At 71.4% G+C, this 14423-nt stretch carries 11 protein-coding genes and 6 tRNA genes; 11 read left to right on the forward strand and 6 right to left on the reverse strand.

Translation table 11 applies throughout. The features are described from left to right. Positions 1–247: 247 nt before the first annotated feature. A complete protein-coding gene (gene bldC / locus ACFWBY_RS36010; RefSeq protein ID WP_003949541.1) occupies positions 248–454 on the forward strand; it encodes a developmental transcriptional regulator BldC in 207 nt (68 codons plus the stop codon). Positions 455–1081: 627 nt separating this feature from the next. On the opposite strand, the gene ACFWBY_RS36015 is transcribed toward bldC, so the two are convergent. Further along, positions 1082–1155: transfer RNA gene (locus ACFWBY_RS36015), tRNA-Asp, on the reverse strand. Between the two features lie 69 nt (positions 1156–1224). Then, entirely contained in the window at positions 1225–5175 is a 3951-nt protein-coding gene (gene hrpA, locus ACFWBY_RS36020; RefSeq protein ID WP_385339425.1) for an ATP-dependent RNA helicase HrpA, read from the reverse strand. A gap of 146 nt (positions 5176–5321) precedes the next feature. Here hrpA and ACFWBY_RS36025 point away from each other — a divergent pair, with 146 nt between their 5' ends. The 3 genes from ACFWBY_RS36025 to ACFWBY_RS36035 all read left to right on the forward strand — a co-directional run bounded on the left by ACFWBY_RS36025 (position 5322) and on the right by ACFWBY_RS36035 (position 7456). Then, the gene (locus tag ACFWBY_RS36025; RefSeq protein ID WP_385339422.1) at positions 5322–5756 is read left to right on the forward strand and encodes a hypothetical protein; all 435 of its coding nucleotides are present in this window, start codon (positions 5322–5324) and stop codon (positions 5754–5756) included. A 105-nt stretch (positions 5757–5861) separates the two neighbouring features. Further along, positions 5862–6620: a DsbA family protein gene (locus tag ACFWBY_RS36030; RefSeq protein ID WP_385339419.1), complete on the forward strand. Its 759-nt coding sequence runs from the start codon at positions 5862–5864 to the stop codon at positions 6618–6620. Beyond that, the gene (locus ACFWBY_RS36035; RefSeq protein WP_385339416.1) at positions 6617–7456 is read left to right on the forward strand and encodes a cytochrome c biogenesis CcdA family protein; all 840 of its coding nucleotides are present in this window, start codon (positions 6617–6619) and stop codon (positions 7454–7456) included. Before ACFWBY_RS36030 ends, ACFWBY_RS36035 begins: the two co-directional genes overlap by 4 nt. A 41-nt stretch (positions 7457–7497) precedes the next feature. On the opposite strand, the gene ACFWBY_RS36040 is transcribed toward ACFWBY_RS36035, so the two are convergent. From ACFWBY_RS36040 to ACFWBY_RS36055, 4 genes are all read right to left on the reverse strand, one after another. Further along, positions 7498–7574: transfer RNA gene (locus ACFWBY_RS36040), tRNA-Phe, on the reverse strand. Between the two features lie 22 nt (positions 7575–7596). Then, a tRNA-Asp gene (locus ACFWBY_RS36045) sits at positions 7597–7670 on the reverse strand. Between the two features lie 39 nt (positions 7671–7709). Further along, positions 7710–7782 (reverse strand) — tRNA-Glu (locus tag ACFWBY_RS36050). A gap of 119 nt (positions 7783–7901) precedes the next feature. Continuing rightward, on the reverse strand, positions 7902–8252 hold the full coding sequence (locus ACFWBY_RS36055; protein ID WP_385339413.1) for a metallopeptidase family protein: 351 nt from the start codon (positions 8250–8252) through the stop codon (positions 7902–7904). A gap of 92 nt (positions 8253–8344) precedes the next feature. Here ACFWBY_RS36055 and ACFWBY_RS36060 point away from each other — a divergent pair, with 92 nt between their 5' ends. The 7 genes from ACFWBY_RS36060 to ACFWBY_RS36090 all read left to right on the forward strand — a co-directional run bounded on the left by ACFWBY_RS36060 (position 8345) and on the right by ACFWBY_RS36090 (position 14400). Beyond that, the gene (locus tag ACFWBY_RS36060) at positions 8345–8830 is read left to right on the forward strand and encodes a fluoride efflux transporter FluC (RefSeq protein ID WP_385339411.1); all 486 of its coding nucleotides are present in this window, start codon (positions 8345–8347) and stop codon (positions 8828–8830) included. Then, positions 8827–9201, forward strand: coding sequence for a fluoride efflux transporter CrcB (crcB, locus tag ACFWBY_RS36065; RefSeq protein WP_385339408.1), 375 nt, complete (start codon positions 8827–8829; stop codon positions 9199–9201). Before ACFWBY_RS36060 ends, crcB begins: the two co-directional genes overlap by 4 nt. A 165-nt stretch (positions 9202–9366) precedes the next feature. Continuing rightward, positions 9367–9936, forward strand: a complete 570-nt coding sequence (locus ACFWBY_RS36070; protein ID WP_385339405.1) for a hypothetical protein — start codon at positions 9367–9369, stop codon at positions 9934–9936. Between the two features lie 269 nt (positions 9937–10205). Then, positions 10206–12449, forward strand: coding sequence for a DEAD/DEAH box helicase (locus ACFWBY_RS36075; RefSeq protein WP_385409753.1), 2244 nt, complete (start codon positions 10206–10208; stop codon positions 12447–12449). A 176-nt stretch (positions 12450–12625) separates the two neighbouring features. Continuing rightward, positions 12626–12698: transfer RNA gene (locus ACFWBY_RS36080), tRNA-Lys, on the forward strand. 245 nt (positions 12699–12943) lie between these two features. Further along, positions 12944–13017: transfer RNA gene (locus ACFWBY_RS36085), tRNA-Met, on the forward strand. 210 nt (positions 13018–13227) lie between these two features. After that, on the forward strand, positions 13228–14400 hold the full coding sequence (locus ACFWBY_RS36090) for a PP2C family protein-serine/threonine phosphatase (RefSeq protein WP_385339479.1): 1173 nt from the start codon (positions 13228–13230) through the stop codon (positions 14398–14400). The last annotated feature ends 23 nt before the right edge of the window (positions 14401–14423 follow it).

Raw genomic sequence — 14423 nt, forward strand, 5'->3', positions numbered from 1 at the left:
GTCACAGTGGGGTGACTGTCCGTTATGGGACGGTCCATCGGCTTCCGCCGCTGATGAACACCTCGGAGGGCAATTCCGTCGGTTTGGCCGTCGAGGCTGGACGGATGGTGTAGTTGTAGTGCCGAGGACAAGCCGTTCGTCCTATAACCGACTCGGCCCGCGTATGTCCATTTCGGGCAACGCGGGCCAAGGTGCAGAATTTAGAGGAAAGAACCGAGATGGTTCGGTTCTCCCGAGGAGGCCGCTCATGACCGCTCGCACCCCTGATGCCGAGCCGCTGCTGACCCCGGCTGAGGTTGCCACGATGTTCCGCGTGGACCCGAAGACGGTCACCCGCTGGGCCAAGGCTGGCAAGCTCACGTCCATCCGCACCCTGGGTGGACACCGCCGTTACCGCGAGGCTGAGGTTCGCGCACTGCTTGCGGGAATTCCGCAGCAGCGCAGCGAGGCCTGAGGTTCCGCAGCAACACCCTTTGACGGGTCTTTATCGGGTCCCCCAATCCGATGAGCCCTAAATAGCTTCATGCGACCGGGCCTGCCCCAACAGGTTCATCAGTCGTTCGATCGCGCTGGACTCCGCCGGGTCCAGCGCGATCTTTTTTATGCCCTGGTCAGGGCTCTCCCGGGCCGGCCTGCGGGATGGTCGAATCAGGGTGCAATTGCACATATTAAATCGAGCATGCGTATGGGTGCGATAAATACGTGCGTCTCAGAAAGACATGGGGTGACTCCCGTCACAGGTGATCAGTCTTGTGAAGAGGGCAACGCACCCCTTAAAGGGGCGGGCCGCGCGGAACGCATCATGCGAACGGGCGTTTTTCCGAGGTGCGCCCCCACGGCTCGGAGATCGCCCCGGCCCGCACGGGCGGCCCCGCCGGCGCGGACCCCGGCTTTCCGGCCGGAGGGGCTCCGGATCGGCCGCAGGAGCCCATCAGGGGGCCCTCGGGGGGTCTTTGGGGGCGCTCCGGCGCTCCGGCCGCTGCGGTCGGGGATTCGGGCGGCTGCGGCGTCCTTGGGGTGCGCCCGAGCCGGAAACGCGTCAGGGCCCGCATCCCTGAAGATGCGGGCCCTGACGATCTTGCGAACCTGACGGGACTTGAACCCGCGACCTCCACCTTGACAGGGTGGCGAGCTAACCAACTGCTCCACAGGTCCTTGTTTCGCGGCCGCTAGGCGGCTGCGAAACAGACTGTACCGCAGCTCAGGGGGTGCAGTCGACTCCGGTCACCGGGCCGGTCCCGGAGCCGCCGCGTCGACCGCCTTCACGATGCGCTTGTCGGAGACCGGATACGCCGTTCCGAGGGCGTGCGCGAAGTAGCTGACCCGCAGTTCCTCGATCATCCAGCGGATCTCGGTGACCGCCGCCGGTACCGGCCGGCCCTTCGGCAGCTGCTCCAGCAGCCAGAGGTACTCGTCCCGCATCTCGTGGACCTTCTCCATGCGCGTGGTGTCGCGCTGGACGCCCGTGGGCATCTGCTGGAGCCGCCGGTCGGCCGCCACCAGGTAGCGCATCAGGTCCGGCAGCCGGCGCAGTCCGGCCAGCGTGACGAAGCCGGCCGGCACGAGGGCCGCCAGCTGGTCCCGCACGTCCTGGACGTTCGCCATCAGGGCGAGGCTGCCGGTGGCCTTCAGCCGCCGCTCGCAGGCCTGCCAGGCCGCCAGCACCTGCTGCACCTGCGTGATCGTCCGTACCGTCGTGTCCACCAGGTCGGCCCGTACGGCCTCGTAGAGCTTGCGGAAGCCCGCCTCGTCCCAAGCCGGGCCGCCGTGGTCCGCGATCAGCTTGTCGGCCGCGGCGGTGGCGCAGTCGTCGAACAGCGCCTGGATGGAGCCGTGCGGATTGCGCGACAGGGCCAGCTTCTGCTGGTTGCTGAGGTGGTCCGAGGCGAACTTCGCCGGGTTCACCGGGATGTTGAGCAGGATCAGCCGCCGGGTGCCGAGCCGCATCGCCTGTTCCTGCTCGGCCTCGGTGTCGAAGAGGCGTACGGACACGCTCGTGCCCTCGTCCACCAGCGCCGGGTACGCCTTCACCGGCTGACCGGCCCGCCGGGTCTCGAAGACCTTGGTCAGCGTGCCGATCGTCCAGTCCGTCAGCCCGGTCTTCTCGACCGACTCCCCGCCTTCGCGCTCGGCGCTGGCCGCGGCGGCCTGCGAGAGGGCCTGGCGGGCCTTGGGCTTGAGCTGGAGGCGCAGGGCCTCCAGGTCCTTGGCCTCGGCGAGGTTCTTGCGGCGCTCGTCGACGATCCGGAAGGTGATCTTCAGGTGGTCGGGGACGCGGGTGAGGTCGAAGTCCTCGGCGGTGACCGGGACGCCGACCATCCGCTGCAGCTCTCGGGCCAGCGTGACGTGCAGGGGCTCCCGCAGCGGGTGCGCCGTGGCCAGGAAGCGGGTCGCGAAATTCGGCGCGGGCACGTAGTGCCGGCGGATCGGCTTGGGGAGGGACCGGATGAGCTCGGTGACCACCTCCTCGCGCAGGCCCGGGATCTGCCAGTCGAAGCCCTCGTCCGTGACCTGGTTCAGTACCTGGAGCGGGATGTGGACGGTCACGCCGTCCGCGTCCGCTCCCGGCTCGAACTGGTAGGTCACCCGGAACTTCAGCCGCCCCTGTGTCCAGGAGTCCGGATAGTCGGCCTTGGTGACCCCGGCCGCCTTCTCCGTCAAAAGCATCTCGCGCTCGAAGTCGAGCAGTTCGGGCTCGTCGCGCTTCTTGTGCTTCCACCAGGAGTCGAAGTGCGCGCCGGAGACCACGTGTTCGGGGATCCGCTGGTCGTAGAAGTCGAAGAGCGTCTCGTCGTCGACCACGATGTCGCGGCGCCGGGCCCGGCTCTCCAGCTCCTCCACCTCGGTGAGGAGCTTGCGGTTGTCGGCGTAGAACTTGTGGTGGGTCCGCCAGTCGCCCTCGACCAGGGCGTTGCGAATGAACAGTTCCCGCGAGACCTCGGGGTCGATCCGGCCGTAGTTGATCTTCCGCTGCGCGACGATCGGCACGCCGTACAGCGTGACCTTCTCGAACGCCATCACGGCCGCCTGGTCCTTCTCCCAGTGCGGCTCGCTGTACGTGCGCTTGATCAGGTGCTGGGCGAGCGGCTCCACCCACTCCGGCTCGACCTTGGCGTTCACCCGGGCCCACAGCCGCGAGGTCTCCACCAGCTCCGCCGACATCAGGAACTTCGGCTGCTTCTTGAAGAGCGAGGAGCCCGGGAAGATCGCGAACTTGGCGGACCGTGCGCCCAGGTACTCGTTCTTGTCGGTGTCCTTGAGCCCGATGTGCGACAGCAGGCCCGCCAGCAGCGAGATGTGCACGCTCGTCTCCGGGGCGTCGGCCTCGTTGACGTGGATGCCCATCGTCTTCGCGACCGTACGCAGCTGCGAATAGATGTCCTGCCACTCGCGGATCCGCAGGAAGTTCAGGTACTCCTGCTTGCACATCCGGCGGAAGGAGGACGAGCCGCGCTCCTTCTGCTGTTCGCGGACGTAGCGCCACATGTTCAGGAACGAGAGGAAGTCGCTCGTCTCGTCCTTGAAGCGGGCGTGGTTCTGGTCGGCCTGCGTCTGCTTGTCCGAGGGCCGCTCGCGCGGGTCCTGGATGGACAGGGCCGCCGCGATGACCATGACCTCGCGGACGCAGTTGTTCTTGTCCGCCTCCACGACCATGCGGGCCAGGCGCGGGTCCACCGGGAGCTGGGAGAGCTGGCGGCCCAGGGGGGTGAGCCGCTGCCCCTTCTTGCCCTCTTGGGCGGACTTCTCCGCCTGTTCGAGCGCGCCGAGCTCCTGGAGGAGCTGGACGCCGTCGCGGATGTTGCGGTGGTCCGGCGGATCGATGAAGGGGAACTTCTCGATCTCGCCGAGGCCGGCCGCGGTCATCTGGAGGATGACGGAGGCGAGGTTCGTGCGCAGGATCTCGGCGTCCGTGAACTCCGGGCGGCTGTCGAAGTCGTCCTCGGAGTAGAGCCGGATGCAGATGCCGTCGCTGGTACGGCCGCAGCGGCCCTTGCGCTGGTTGGCGCTGGCCTGCGAGATCCGCTCGATGGGCAGGCGCTGGACCTTGGTGCGGTGGCTGTAGCGGGAGATGCGGGCAGTGCCCGGGTCGATCACGTACTTGATGCCCGGAACGGTCAGCGAGGTCTCGGCGACGTTGGTCGCGAGGACGATCCGCCGGCCGGTGTGCTGCTGGAAGACCCGGTGCTGCTCGGCGTGCGAGAGGCGCGCGTAGAGCGGCAGCACTTCGGTGAAGCGCAGGTTCCGCTTGTTCAGGGCGTCCGCGGTGTCGCGGATCTCCCGCTCGCCGGAGAGGAAGACCAGGACGTCGCCCGGCCCCTCCGCCTGGAGCTCGTCCACGGCCTCGCAGATCGCGGTGATCTGGTCGCGGTCGCTGTCGTCGCCCTCCTCCTCCAGGAGCGGGCGGTAGCGGACCTCCACCGGGTACGTGCGTCCGCTGACCTCGACGATCGGGGCCTCGCCGAAGTGCCGGGAGAACCGCTGCGGATCGATCGTCGCCGAGGTGATGATCACTTTGAGATCGGGGCGCTTGGGCAGCAGCGTGGCCAGGTAGCCGAGCAGGAAGTCGATGTTCAGCGACCGCTCGTGGGCCTCGTCGATGATGATCGTGTCGTACGCGCGCAGCTCGCGGTCCGTCTGGATCTCGGCGAGCAGGATGCCGTCGGTCATCAGCTTCACGAAGGTCGCGTCCTGGTCCACCTGGTCGGTGAACCGGACCTTCCAGCCGACCGTCTGGCCGATCTCGGACTTCAGCTCCTCCGCGATGCGCTCGGCCACCGTGCGGGCCGCGATCCGTCGGGGCTGGGTGTGCCCGATCATGCCCCGGACCCCGCGTCCCAGCTCCATGCAGATCTTGGGGATCTGCGTGGTCTTGCCGGAGCCGGTCTCGCCCGCGACGATCACGACCTGGTGGTCGCGTATCGCCTCGGCGATCTCGTCCTTCTTCTGGCTGACGGGCAGGTTCTCGGGATACGTGACCTCCGGCATCCGCGAGGCGCGGCCGACCAGTCGCGCGGCGGCCTTCTCGGCCTCCGCGGCGATCTCGTCGAGCGCGGCCTGCTTGGCCTCGGGCTTGCGGATGCGGCGGGCGCCTTCGAGGCGGCGGCCGAGGCGGTGCGCGTCACGGAGGGAGATCTCACCGAGAAGCGTCTGCAGGGCGGCGAAGGAAGTAGACATACCTGGTCGAGGATCTCACCCGTTGGTGCCGGGTGGCGAACGCATTTGTGGGGCGGACCCGTACCATTTCGGGACGAGTGCCCCGAGTCCGTCCGGGTGCCCGCCCGAGTGTCCGCCCGAAGTCTCCCCATGAGAGGCCGTCCACGATGCCCCGCACCCGCCGCCTCCGGTGCGTGTTCGCGGTGCTGCTGGGCTGGGCGCTGCTGGCCGGAACCCTCCAGGTGGCTGCCGCGCCGGTAGCCGCCCCGGCGTCGGCCGTCGTGGCCGAAACGTTGTCTTCGGCCGTCGCCGCGTCCCCGGTCGCCGGGCCCCCGGCCGCGCAGCCGGGCCCGGATCCCGTCGAGGCCTTCGCCGGCGCCGGTCCCCGGGGTCCCTCCTGCGCCCCCGGGTCCGCCGGGCGCGACGGGCTCCCCGCGCTGCCCGTGCGCGCCGGGCCGGACCAGTCGCAGGCCCAGGCCCCGCCCGCTCGGTCGTGGCCCGAGGGGCCGGGCCGGCCGCCGGCGGTACCCGTACGGGTGCTCGTACACGGACCGGGTCTGTCGGCGCCGTCCCCGTCGGAGCTGTCCGTGATGCGGGTCTAGGCCGTCTCCCTGCGATCGCGCCGACCCGGCACGATCCAACGAGACGGCCCAAGAGGACCGGTCGCATCCGGCCGGTCCGCCCCCGCACAGCTCTGGAGCACCCGCGTGTCCTCTTCCCGGTCCTCGAAGTCCCGGCCCTCGAACCCCCGGTCCTCGAACCGCAAGCCCCTGCTCGTCTCCGCCGGCGTCGCCGTCGCCGCGATCACCCTCGGCCTCGTCTCCTGGCAGGCCACCGCCCCGGCCGACGAGCCCGCCGGCGGCTCCTCCGCCTCGGGCGCACCCCGTACCGACCCCGCCGCCGAGCTGAAGGCGCTCGCCCGCCGCGACTCCGCGGACAAGCTCGCCGTCGGCCGCGCCGACGCCCCCGTCGTCCTGATCGAGTACTCCGACTTCAAGTGCGGCTACTGCGGGAAGTTCGCCCGCGACACCGAGCCCGAACTGGTGGAGAAGTACGTGCGGGACGGCACCCTGCGCATCGAGTGGCGCAACTTCCCGATCTTCGGCGCCGACTCCGAGGCCGCCGCCAAGGCCGCCTGGGCGGCGGGGCAGCAGGACCGCTTCCCGCAGTTCCACGCGGCCGCGTACGCCGACGGCTCGAAGGAGAAGGGCTTCGGCGAGGAGCGGCTGGCCGAGCTGGCGCGCCAGGCCGGCGTCCCGGACCTGGAGCGCTTCAAGAAGGACATGGCGGGCGAGCGGGCCGCCGCCGCGCTGAACAAGGACCAGGAGGAGGGCTACCGCATCGGCGTCACCTCCACCCCGTCCTTCCTGGTCAACGGGCGTCCCATCGCGGGAGCCCAGCCGACGGACGCCTTCGCCGCGGCCATCGCCCAGGCCGAGGCGCAGGAGCGGGCGGCCGCGAAGTGACCGACATCGGATACCTGGCCGCCCTGCTGGGCGGCCTCCTCGCGCTGCTCAGCCCGTGCAGCGCGCTGCTCCTTCCCGCCTTCTTCGCCTACTCGATCGACTCCCGCTCCCGGCTCCTGGCGCGCACCGGGATCTTCTACGCGGGCCTCGCGAGCACCCTCGTACCGCTGGGGGCGGCCGGTTCGTACGCCGGGCGGTTCTTCCACGGCAACCGCGACGGGCTCGTGCTGGCCGGGGGCTGGCTGATCATCGTGCTGGGGCTCGCGCAGATCCTCGGCATGGGCTTCGCCCCGAAGCGGATCGCGGAGCTGTCGGGGAGGATCCGCCCGACGACCGCCCTGTCGGTGTACGCGCTGGGCGCCGTGTACGGGCTGGCCGGTTTCTGCGCCGGACCGATCCTCGGCAGCGTCCTGACGGTGGCGGCGGTCAGCGGCAGCCCGGTCTACGGCGGCCTGCTGCTCGCGGTGTACGCGCTGGGGATGGCCGTTCCGCTCTTCGTGCTGGCGCTGCTCTGGGAGCGCTTCGACCTGGGCCGGCGCCGCTGGCTGCGCGGGCGGTCCTTCGCGGTCGGCCGCTTCGAGCTGCACACCACCTCGCTGGCCTCGGGCGTGTTCTTCATCGTGCTCGGCGCGCTGTTCCTGCTCTACGACGGGGCGAGCGCGCTGCCCGGGCTGCTGGACGTGGACGACTCGTTCGCGGTGGAGCAGCGGGTGCGGTCCGTCGCGGACGCGGTCCCGGACTGGGCGCTGCTCGGGCTGGTCGCGGTGGGGGCGGTCGGCGCGGGGCTGGTGCAGTGGCGCCGGCGGGCGCGGACGGCGGACGCCGGAGGGGAGTGACGAAGAAGGCCCCGTCCGAGGGACGGGGCCTTCTACCTGCGTGGTGGCTGGGGCCGGGGTCGAACCGGCGACCTATCGCTTTTCAGGCGATCGCTCGTACCAACTGAGCTACCCAGCCACGAAACCGTTTCCGGCTTCAGCGAACCTGACGGGACTTGAACCCGCGACCTCCACCTTGACAGGGTGGCGAGCTAACCAACTGCTCCACAGGTCCTTGCAATGTGCGAGAACAAGTCTCGCACACGGTAATGCGTACCCCCAACGGGATTCGAACCCGTGCTACCGCCTTGAAAGGGCGGCGTCCTGGGCCACTAGACGATGAGGGCTAAAGGCCCGCCGGGCACTTTCCAGCGCGTCGGGGACGTGAGAAGCATATGGGATCCCGGCGGCGATCGCCAAAACGGTTTCCGGGCTCACCCCCGGAGCCCCGCGCGGACCCCCGAAGTCACCCCCAGCCGAGTTCGTGGAGCCGCTCGTCGTCGATGCCGAAGTGGTGGGCGATCTCGTGGACCACCGTCACGGCGACCTCCTGGACCACCTCGTCGGGGGTCTCGCACATCCGCAGGGTCGGGCCCATGTAGATCGAGATCCGGTCCGGCAGGACCCCGGCGTACCACTCGCCGCGCTCGGTGAGCGGGGTCCCCTCGTAGAGGCCGAGCAGGTCGGGGTCGTCGGTCGCGGGCTCGTCCTCCACGAAGACGGCCACGTTGTCCATGACCCGGGTCAGCTCCTCGGGGATCGAGTCCAGGGCTTCGGCCACCAGCTCTTCGAACGCGTCTCGCGTCATCTCCAGCACGCGGTCATTCTCCCGTGTCCGCGGCCGATCGAGGCGGGCCGGGACGCGGCGCGCGAGAATGGCCCGGTGGCGACATGTGCGGTGGGGCGCGGATGACCCGGCCGGCCGAGGGCCCCGAGGCCATCGACCCGGACGTCGACCTCCACGTGCCGGCGCAGCGCGCCGAGCCGCGGCGCCGGGTCCTCGCGGCCGTGGCGGCCGGCGGCGCCGTGGGCGCTTCGGCGCGGTACGGGGTCGGGCTGCTGTGGCCGGCCGCGCCCGGGGCCTTCCCGTGGGGAACCTTCTGGGTCAACGTGGCGGGCTGCGCGTGCGTCGGCGTGCTCATGGTGCTGATCAGTGAGGGCGGCCGCTCGGCGCATCCCCTCGTACGGCCCTTCGCGGGGGTCGGGGTGCTCGGCGGCTTCACCACCTTCTCCACCTATGCCGTGGACTTCGCCCGGCTGCTGGACACCGGTGAGGCGGGGACCGCGCTGGCGTACGCCGGTCTCACGGTGGCCGGCGCGCTCGGCGCCGTGTGGGCGGCCGCCCGGGTGACGCGTCGCGCGGTGGGCGGCGGCGGGGCTCCGGTGCGCCGGTGAACTGGCTCGTGGTGATCGTGGGCGCGGCCGTGGGGGCGCCGCTGCGCTACCTGATCGACCGTGCGGTGCAGGCGCGGCACGATTCGCTCTTCCCCTGGGGGACCTTCGTGGTGAACGCGGTGGCCTGCCTGGTGCTGGGGGCGCTGACCGGGGCGGTGTTGGACGGCGCGGCCTCCTCGCGGCTGAGCCTGCTGCTCGGGACGGGGCTGTGCGGGGCGCTGAGCACGTACTCGACGTTCTCGTACGAGACGCTGCGACTGGCGGAGCGGGGCTGGGGGTTCCTCGCGACGGCGAACGTGGCGGCGTCGGTACTGGTCGGGCTCGGAGGGGTCACGCTCGGACTCCAGGTGGCGCGCAGCCTGTTCGCGTGAGGCCTCGCCCGGCCGTTCGCCCGGCCGTTCGGACCGCGGTCCGAACGGTGGCACGCGACCCTTCTCCCCACTGGAGCGTGTCTCTTACGGGGCAGAGGGAGTTGGGCACATTGACCCGCTCACCGCGGACCCTTGCCTGTGTTCCGGAGGTGCCCCGTGCGCCAGTTGACCGCTTCCCTCCGCCCCCCGCGCCCCCTTCGCCCCCTGCGACTGGCGGTCGCCGCGCTCGCGGTGGCGGCGACGGCGGGCTGCATGAGCGTCGGCGACGACGCCGCTCAGCCCGGCCCCTCCTCCTCGGCCGGGGCCCAGGCGGGCAGGTCGGGCGGAGGCTCCTCGTCCGGCAAGGGCTCCGGGGCCGCGAGGGGCGGCCACGGCTCGAAGGACGGTACGGGGAACCAGGACGGCAAGGCCGGGGAGCCCGGCAAGGCCTCCGGCGCGACGGGCGCCTCCCCCAGCCCCGGCGCCCCCGCGGGCCCGCCCGGGGCTCCCTCGCAGTCGGCGGGGCCGGGCGGCGGAGCGGGCGGCCAGGGCCCCCAGCAGCCGCCGACGGGCGGAGCCGGTTCCGGTTCGGGATCCGGCGGAGCGAGTGGTTCGGCGGGCGGCCAGCCCGGCTCCGCGACCCCGGCGCCGCCGACTCCCGTCCCGCCCGTCTCGCCCCCGCCCGTGACCGATCCCACACCGACTCCGGAGCCCACGCAGCCGGACCCCACCGGGGCGCCCGTCGGGCAGTCGTAGGCCCGGGCGGGCCGAGGGCCGAGCCCGGGGGTTCCCCGGGGTGAAGGGTGTTTGCGCAGGTCAGGGCTCTCTTTGGGGAGGTGACTTGCCAGACCCGGGGGAGGGTGCGTATGGTTATAGATCGTTTGATCCCATTGCCCGGCGCCGACTCCGAAGAGCGCCGCGTGGCGCGTACTCTCCCTAGCCGTGGCTGACCGCATTGAGGCGGTCGATTTGCGATTCACGGAGTTTGGGCGCGTGCCGAGACTCCGGAAGGTTTCGCATTTCGCATGTCCATTTCCAGTTCTGACCGTTCCGTCATGCCCGAGAACGACTCCAACGAGATCGTCGACGCCGAGACCCTCGCGGTCACCGAGGCCATCGAGGCCGTAGTCGCCGACGAGATCATCGAGGCCCTCGAGGCCGACGTGACGACCGGCGAGTCCTTCGAGGACTCCACCACCGACTTCGACGCCGAGGCCGACGACGCCGACGCCGACGCCGACGCCGAGCCCACCCTGACCTTCGGCGACCTCGGTCTGCCGGACGGGATCGTGCGCAAGCTCGCCCAGAACGGTGTCACCGCCCCCTTCCCGATCCAGGCGGCGACCATCCCGGACGCCCTGGCCGGCAAGGACATCCTCGGCCGCGGCCGCACCGGCTCCGGCAAGACGCTCTCCTTCGGTCTGCCGACCCTGGCCTCGCTGGCCGGCGGCCACACCGAGAAGAAGAAGCCCCGCGCGATCATCCTGACGCCGACGCGTGAGCTCGCGATGCAGGTCGCCGACGCTCTCCAGCCGTACGGCGACGTGCTCGGCCTCAAGATGAAGGTCGTCTGCGGCGGTACCTCCATGAGCAACCAGATCTTCGCTCTGGAGCGCGGTGTCGACGTCCTCGTCGCCACCCCGGGCCGTCTGCGCGACATCATCAACCGCGGCGCCTGCTCCCTGGCGAACGTCCAGGTCGCGGTCCTCGACGAGGCCGACCAGATGGCCGACCTGGGCTTCCTGCCCGAGGTCACCGAGCTGCTCGACCAGATCCCCGGCGGCGGCCAGCGCATGCTCTTCTCCGCCACCATGGAGAACGAGATCGGCACGCTGGTCAAGCGCTACCTGACCAACCCCGTCACGCACGAGGTCGACAGCGCGCAGGGCAACGTCACGACCATGACGCACCACGTCCTCGTCGTGAAGCCGAAGGACAAGGCGCCGGTCACGGCCGCCATCGCCGCCCGCAAGGGCCGCACCATCATCTTCGTCCGCACCCAGCTGGGCGCCGACCGCATCGCCGAGCAGCTCATCGAGTCCGGCGTGAAGGCCGACGCGCTGCACGGCGGCATGACGCAGGGCGCCCGTACCCGCGTCCTCGCGGACTTCAAGGACGGCTACGTCAACGCGCTCGTCGCCACCGACGTCGCCGCCCGCGGCATCCACGTCGACGGCATCGACCTGGTCCTGAACGTGGACCCGGCCGGCGACCACAAGGACTACCTGCACCGCTCGGGCCGTACCGCCCGCGCCGGCAAGTCGGGCGTGGTCGTCTCCCTCGCCCTGCCGCACCAGCGCCGCCAGATCTTCCGCCTGATGGAGGACGCGGGCGTCGACGCCTCGCGCCACATCGTCCAGGGCGTCGGCGCCTTCGACCCCGAGGTCGCCGAGATCACCGGTGCCCGTTCGCTGACGCAGGTCCAGGCCGACTCCGCGAACAACGCCGCGAAGCAGGCCGAGCGCGAGGTCGCCGACCTCACCAAGCAGCTGGAGCGCCTGTCGCGCCGTGCCGTCGAGCTGCGCGAGGAGGCCGACCGCCTGGTCGCCCGCTCCGCGCGTGAGCGCGGCGAGGACCCGGAGGCCGCTGTCGCCGAGGTGGCCGAGGCCGCCGAGGCCGAGGTCGCGGCTGCCGCCGCGGCCGCGCCGGTCGCCGAGGAGCGCCCCGCGTTCCAGAGCCGTGACGACCGCGGCAACTTCGAGCGCCGCGACAACCGTCGTGACGACCGCGGTGACCGCGGTGGCGACCGTGGCGGCTTCCGTCGCGACGACCGTCCGTCCGGTGGGTTCCGTTCGGGTGGCGACCGTCCCGCGGGTGGTGGCTTCCGTTCCGGTGGCGACCGTCCGACCGGTGGTGGCTTCCGTCGTGACGACCGCCCCTCGGGTGGCTTCAACCGTGACGACCGCGGTGACCGCGGTGGCGACCGTGGCGGCTTCCGTCGCGACGACCGTCCGTCCGGTGGGTTCCGTTCGGGTGGCGACCGTCCCGCGGGTGGTGGCTTCCGTTCCGGTGGCGACCGTCCGACCGGTGGTGGCTTCCGTCGTGACGACCGCCCCTCGGGTGGCTTCAACCGTGACGACCGCCCCTCGGGTGGCTTCAACCGTGACGACCGCGGTGGCGACCGTCCCACCGGCGGCGGCTTCCGCTCCGGCGGCGGCGACCGTCCGTACGGCCGTCGCGACGACCACCGCCCCGCCGGTGGCGGCTCGACAGGCTCCTCCTTCGGCGGCCGCCGCGACGACAAGCCCCGCTGGAAGCGCAACGGCTGATCACAGCCGCTGAACTGAGCGAGTGACAGGGCCCCTGCGACACACCGTCGCAGGGGCCCTGTCCGTACGCCGGCCCGCTGGTCCGGGAGCACTCGCCGACATGGCCCGGGCCGGACAGGGGATATGCGATCGGCTGTCCCGCGCTCTGCGGCTATGCTCTGGGTTGAGCACGCCGAGGGCCATTAGCTCAATTGGCAGAGCAGCGGACTTTTAATCCGTTGGTTGTCGGTTCGAGTCCGACATGGCCTACTGCTCGCGGGAACGAGGGGACAACCTCTGACCTGCTGGGAACGCCCCATCCGAGTCCTCGGGTGGGGCGTTTCGCATGTCCGGGCCGGGCGGACCACCCGCCGGACGGGGTGTCAGGACCCGCGCGGACGGGCCGGAAACGCCGGTTTTACGGCTCTGACCTGCGGCGATACCCATCCTGAGCGTCGTGTGGACGTTAATTGGCGGAGCCCTCCGCCCGGATGGCGTAGAGTTGGGTTTACCGACGCGGGGTGGAGCAGCTCGGTAGCTCGCTGGGCTCATAACCCAGAGGTCGTAGGTTCAAATCCTGCCCCCGCTACTCAGTACGAAGGCCCGGTTCCCTCAAAGGAACCGGGCCTTCGTCGTTGGCCCATGCTGCCGGTCCCGGTCCTTTCCCCGCGCGCCCCCTCACCCGAACGGTCCTGTCCGGGTAGCCGTACGAGCCCCGCGGCGGCCAGCCTTGGGGGCGAGGCGGCGGCGGGCCCGCATCCGTGCGAGGACCGGGCGGTAGGAGAGCAGCGTGGCGCGGCTGGGCCGGCAGGGCAGGAGCGGGCGCGCGTTCGACGCGGTCGCCGCCGCACCCGTGGTCCGCCGGATCGTCAGAACGCTCCCGGCCACCCTGATCGCGCTCGGCATCGCCTTCAACTTCGTGACCCCGCCCAGCTACACGGGCTCGCCCTTCTTCACCGCGGCCCCGCTGGTCGCCGCCCCGCTGTTCACTCTGCGCCGGACCGTGCTGACCGGCGTGCTGGCCACGCTCGCGGTGATCCTGCTGCACATCTACGACAGCACCACCTGGAAGGCGGAGGCCCTGACCGAGACGGTCACCGTCCTGACCGTCTCCGGGCTCGCCACGCTGATCAACGTCGTGGTGCGGCGCGGCACCGAGCAGCTCGCCTCGGCGCGCGGGATCGCCGAGGCCGCGCAGCGCGCCGTACTGCCCACGCCCGCCGATCGCATCGCGGGCCTGCACGTGAGCGCCCGCTACGAGGCCGCCCAGGCGGACGCCTTCATCGGCGGCGACCTGTACGCCGTCCAGGACACCCCGTACGGGGTCCGGCTCGCGGTGGGCGACGTACGGGGCAAGGGGCTCGGGGCGGTCGAGGCCGTCGCGGTGGTCCTCGGGGCGTTCCGGGAGGTGGCGGAGAGCGAGCCCACCCTGGAAGGGGTGGCACGGCGGCTGGAGCGGGCGCTGGCCCGCGAGGGCACCCGGCGCGACAGCCTGGACGCGGTGGAGGGCTTCACGACGTGCGTGCTCGGGGAGATCCCGCCGGGCGCGGGCACGCTGCGCCTCGTCAACCGGGGCCACCCCGAGCCGCTTCTGCTGTACGCGGACGGGGGCCTCTCGGTGCTGGCCCCCGTCGAGCCGGCGCTGCCGCTGGGCATGGGCGACCTCGGCGGCCGGCCGGACCGGGCCCGCGAGTGGGAGTTCCCCGAGGGGGCCACCCTGCTCCTCTACACCGACGGCCTGACCGAGGCCCGGGACGGGGAGGGGGTCTTCTACGATCCGGCGGCCCGGCTGCGCGGCCGGGTCTTCCCCGGGCCCGACGAACTGCTGAGCGCGCTCGGCAGCGACGTGCGCCGCCACACGGGCGGCGCGGCGACGGACGACATGGCCCTGCTGGCGGTGGCGCGGCCCGCCCGGGGGCAGCCGGAACGGCGACGGACGGTCCCCGTAGTACCGAGAGGAAACGGAGCGTAGTCGCGGGGGCGCGCTCTGCAAGC

It is taken from the genome of Streptomyces sp. NPDC060049 (genome assembly GCF_042736715.1).
Lineage (GTDB): Bacteria > Actinomycetota > Actinomycetes > Streptomycetales > Streptomycetaceae > Streptomyces.

Bases quoted from the DNA above. Each gene is read 5' to 3' on its own strand.
- ACFWBY_RS36075 (WP_385409753.1), top strand. From the start codon at position 10,206: ATGTCCATTTCCAGTTCTGACCGTTCCGTCATGCCCGAGAACGACTCC.
- bldC (WP_003949541.1), top strand. From the start codon at position 248: ATGACCGCTCGCACCCCTGATGCCGAGCCGCTGCTGACCCCGGCTGAG.
- ACFWBY_RS36060 (WP_385339411.1), top strand. From the start codon at position 8,345: ATGACCCGGCCGGCCGAGGGCCCCGAGGCCATCGACCCGGACGTCGAC.
- hrpA (WP_385339425.1), bottom strand. From the start codon at position 5,175: ATGTCTACTTCCTTCGCCGCCCTGCAGACGCTTCTCGGTGAGATCTCC.
- ACFWBY_RS36025 (WP_385339422.1), top strand. From the start codon at position 5,322: ATGCCCCGCACCCGCCGCCTCCGGTGCGTGTTCGCGGTGCTGCTGGGC.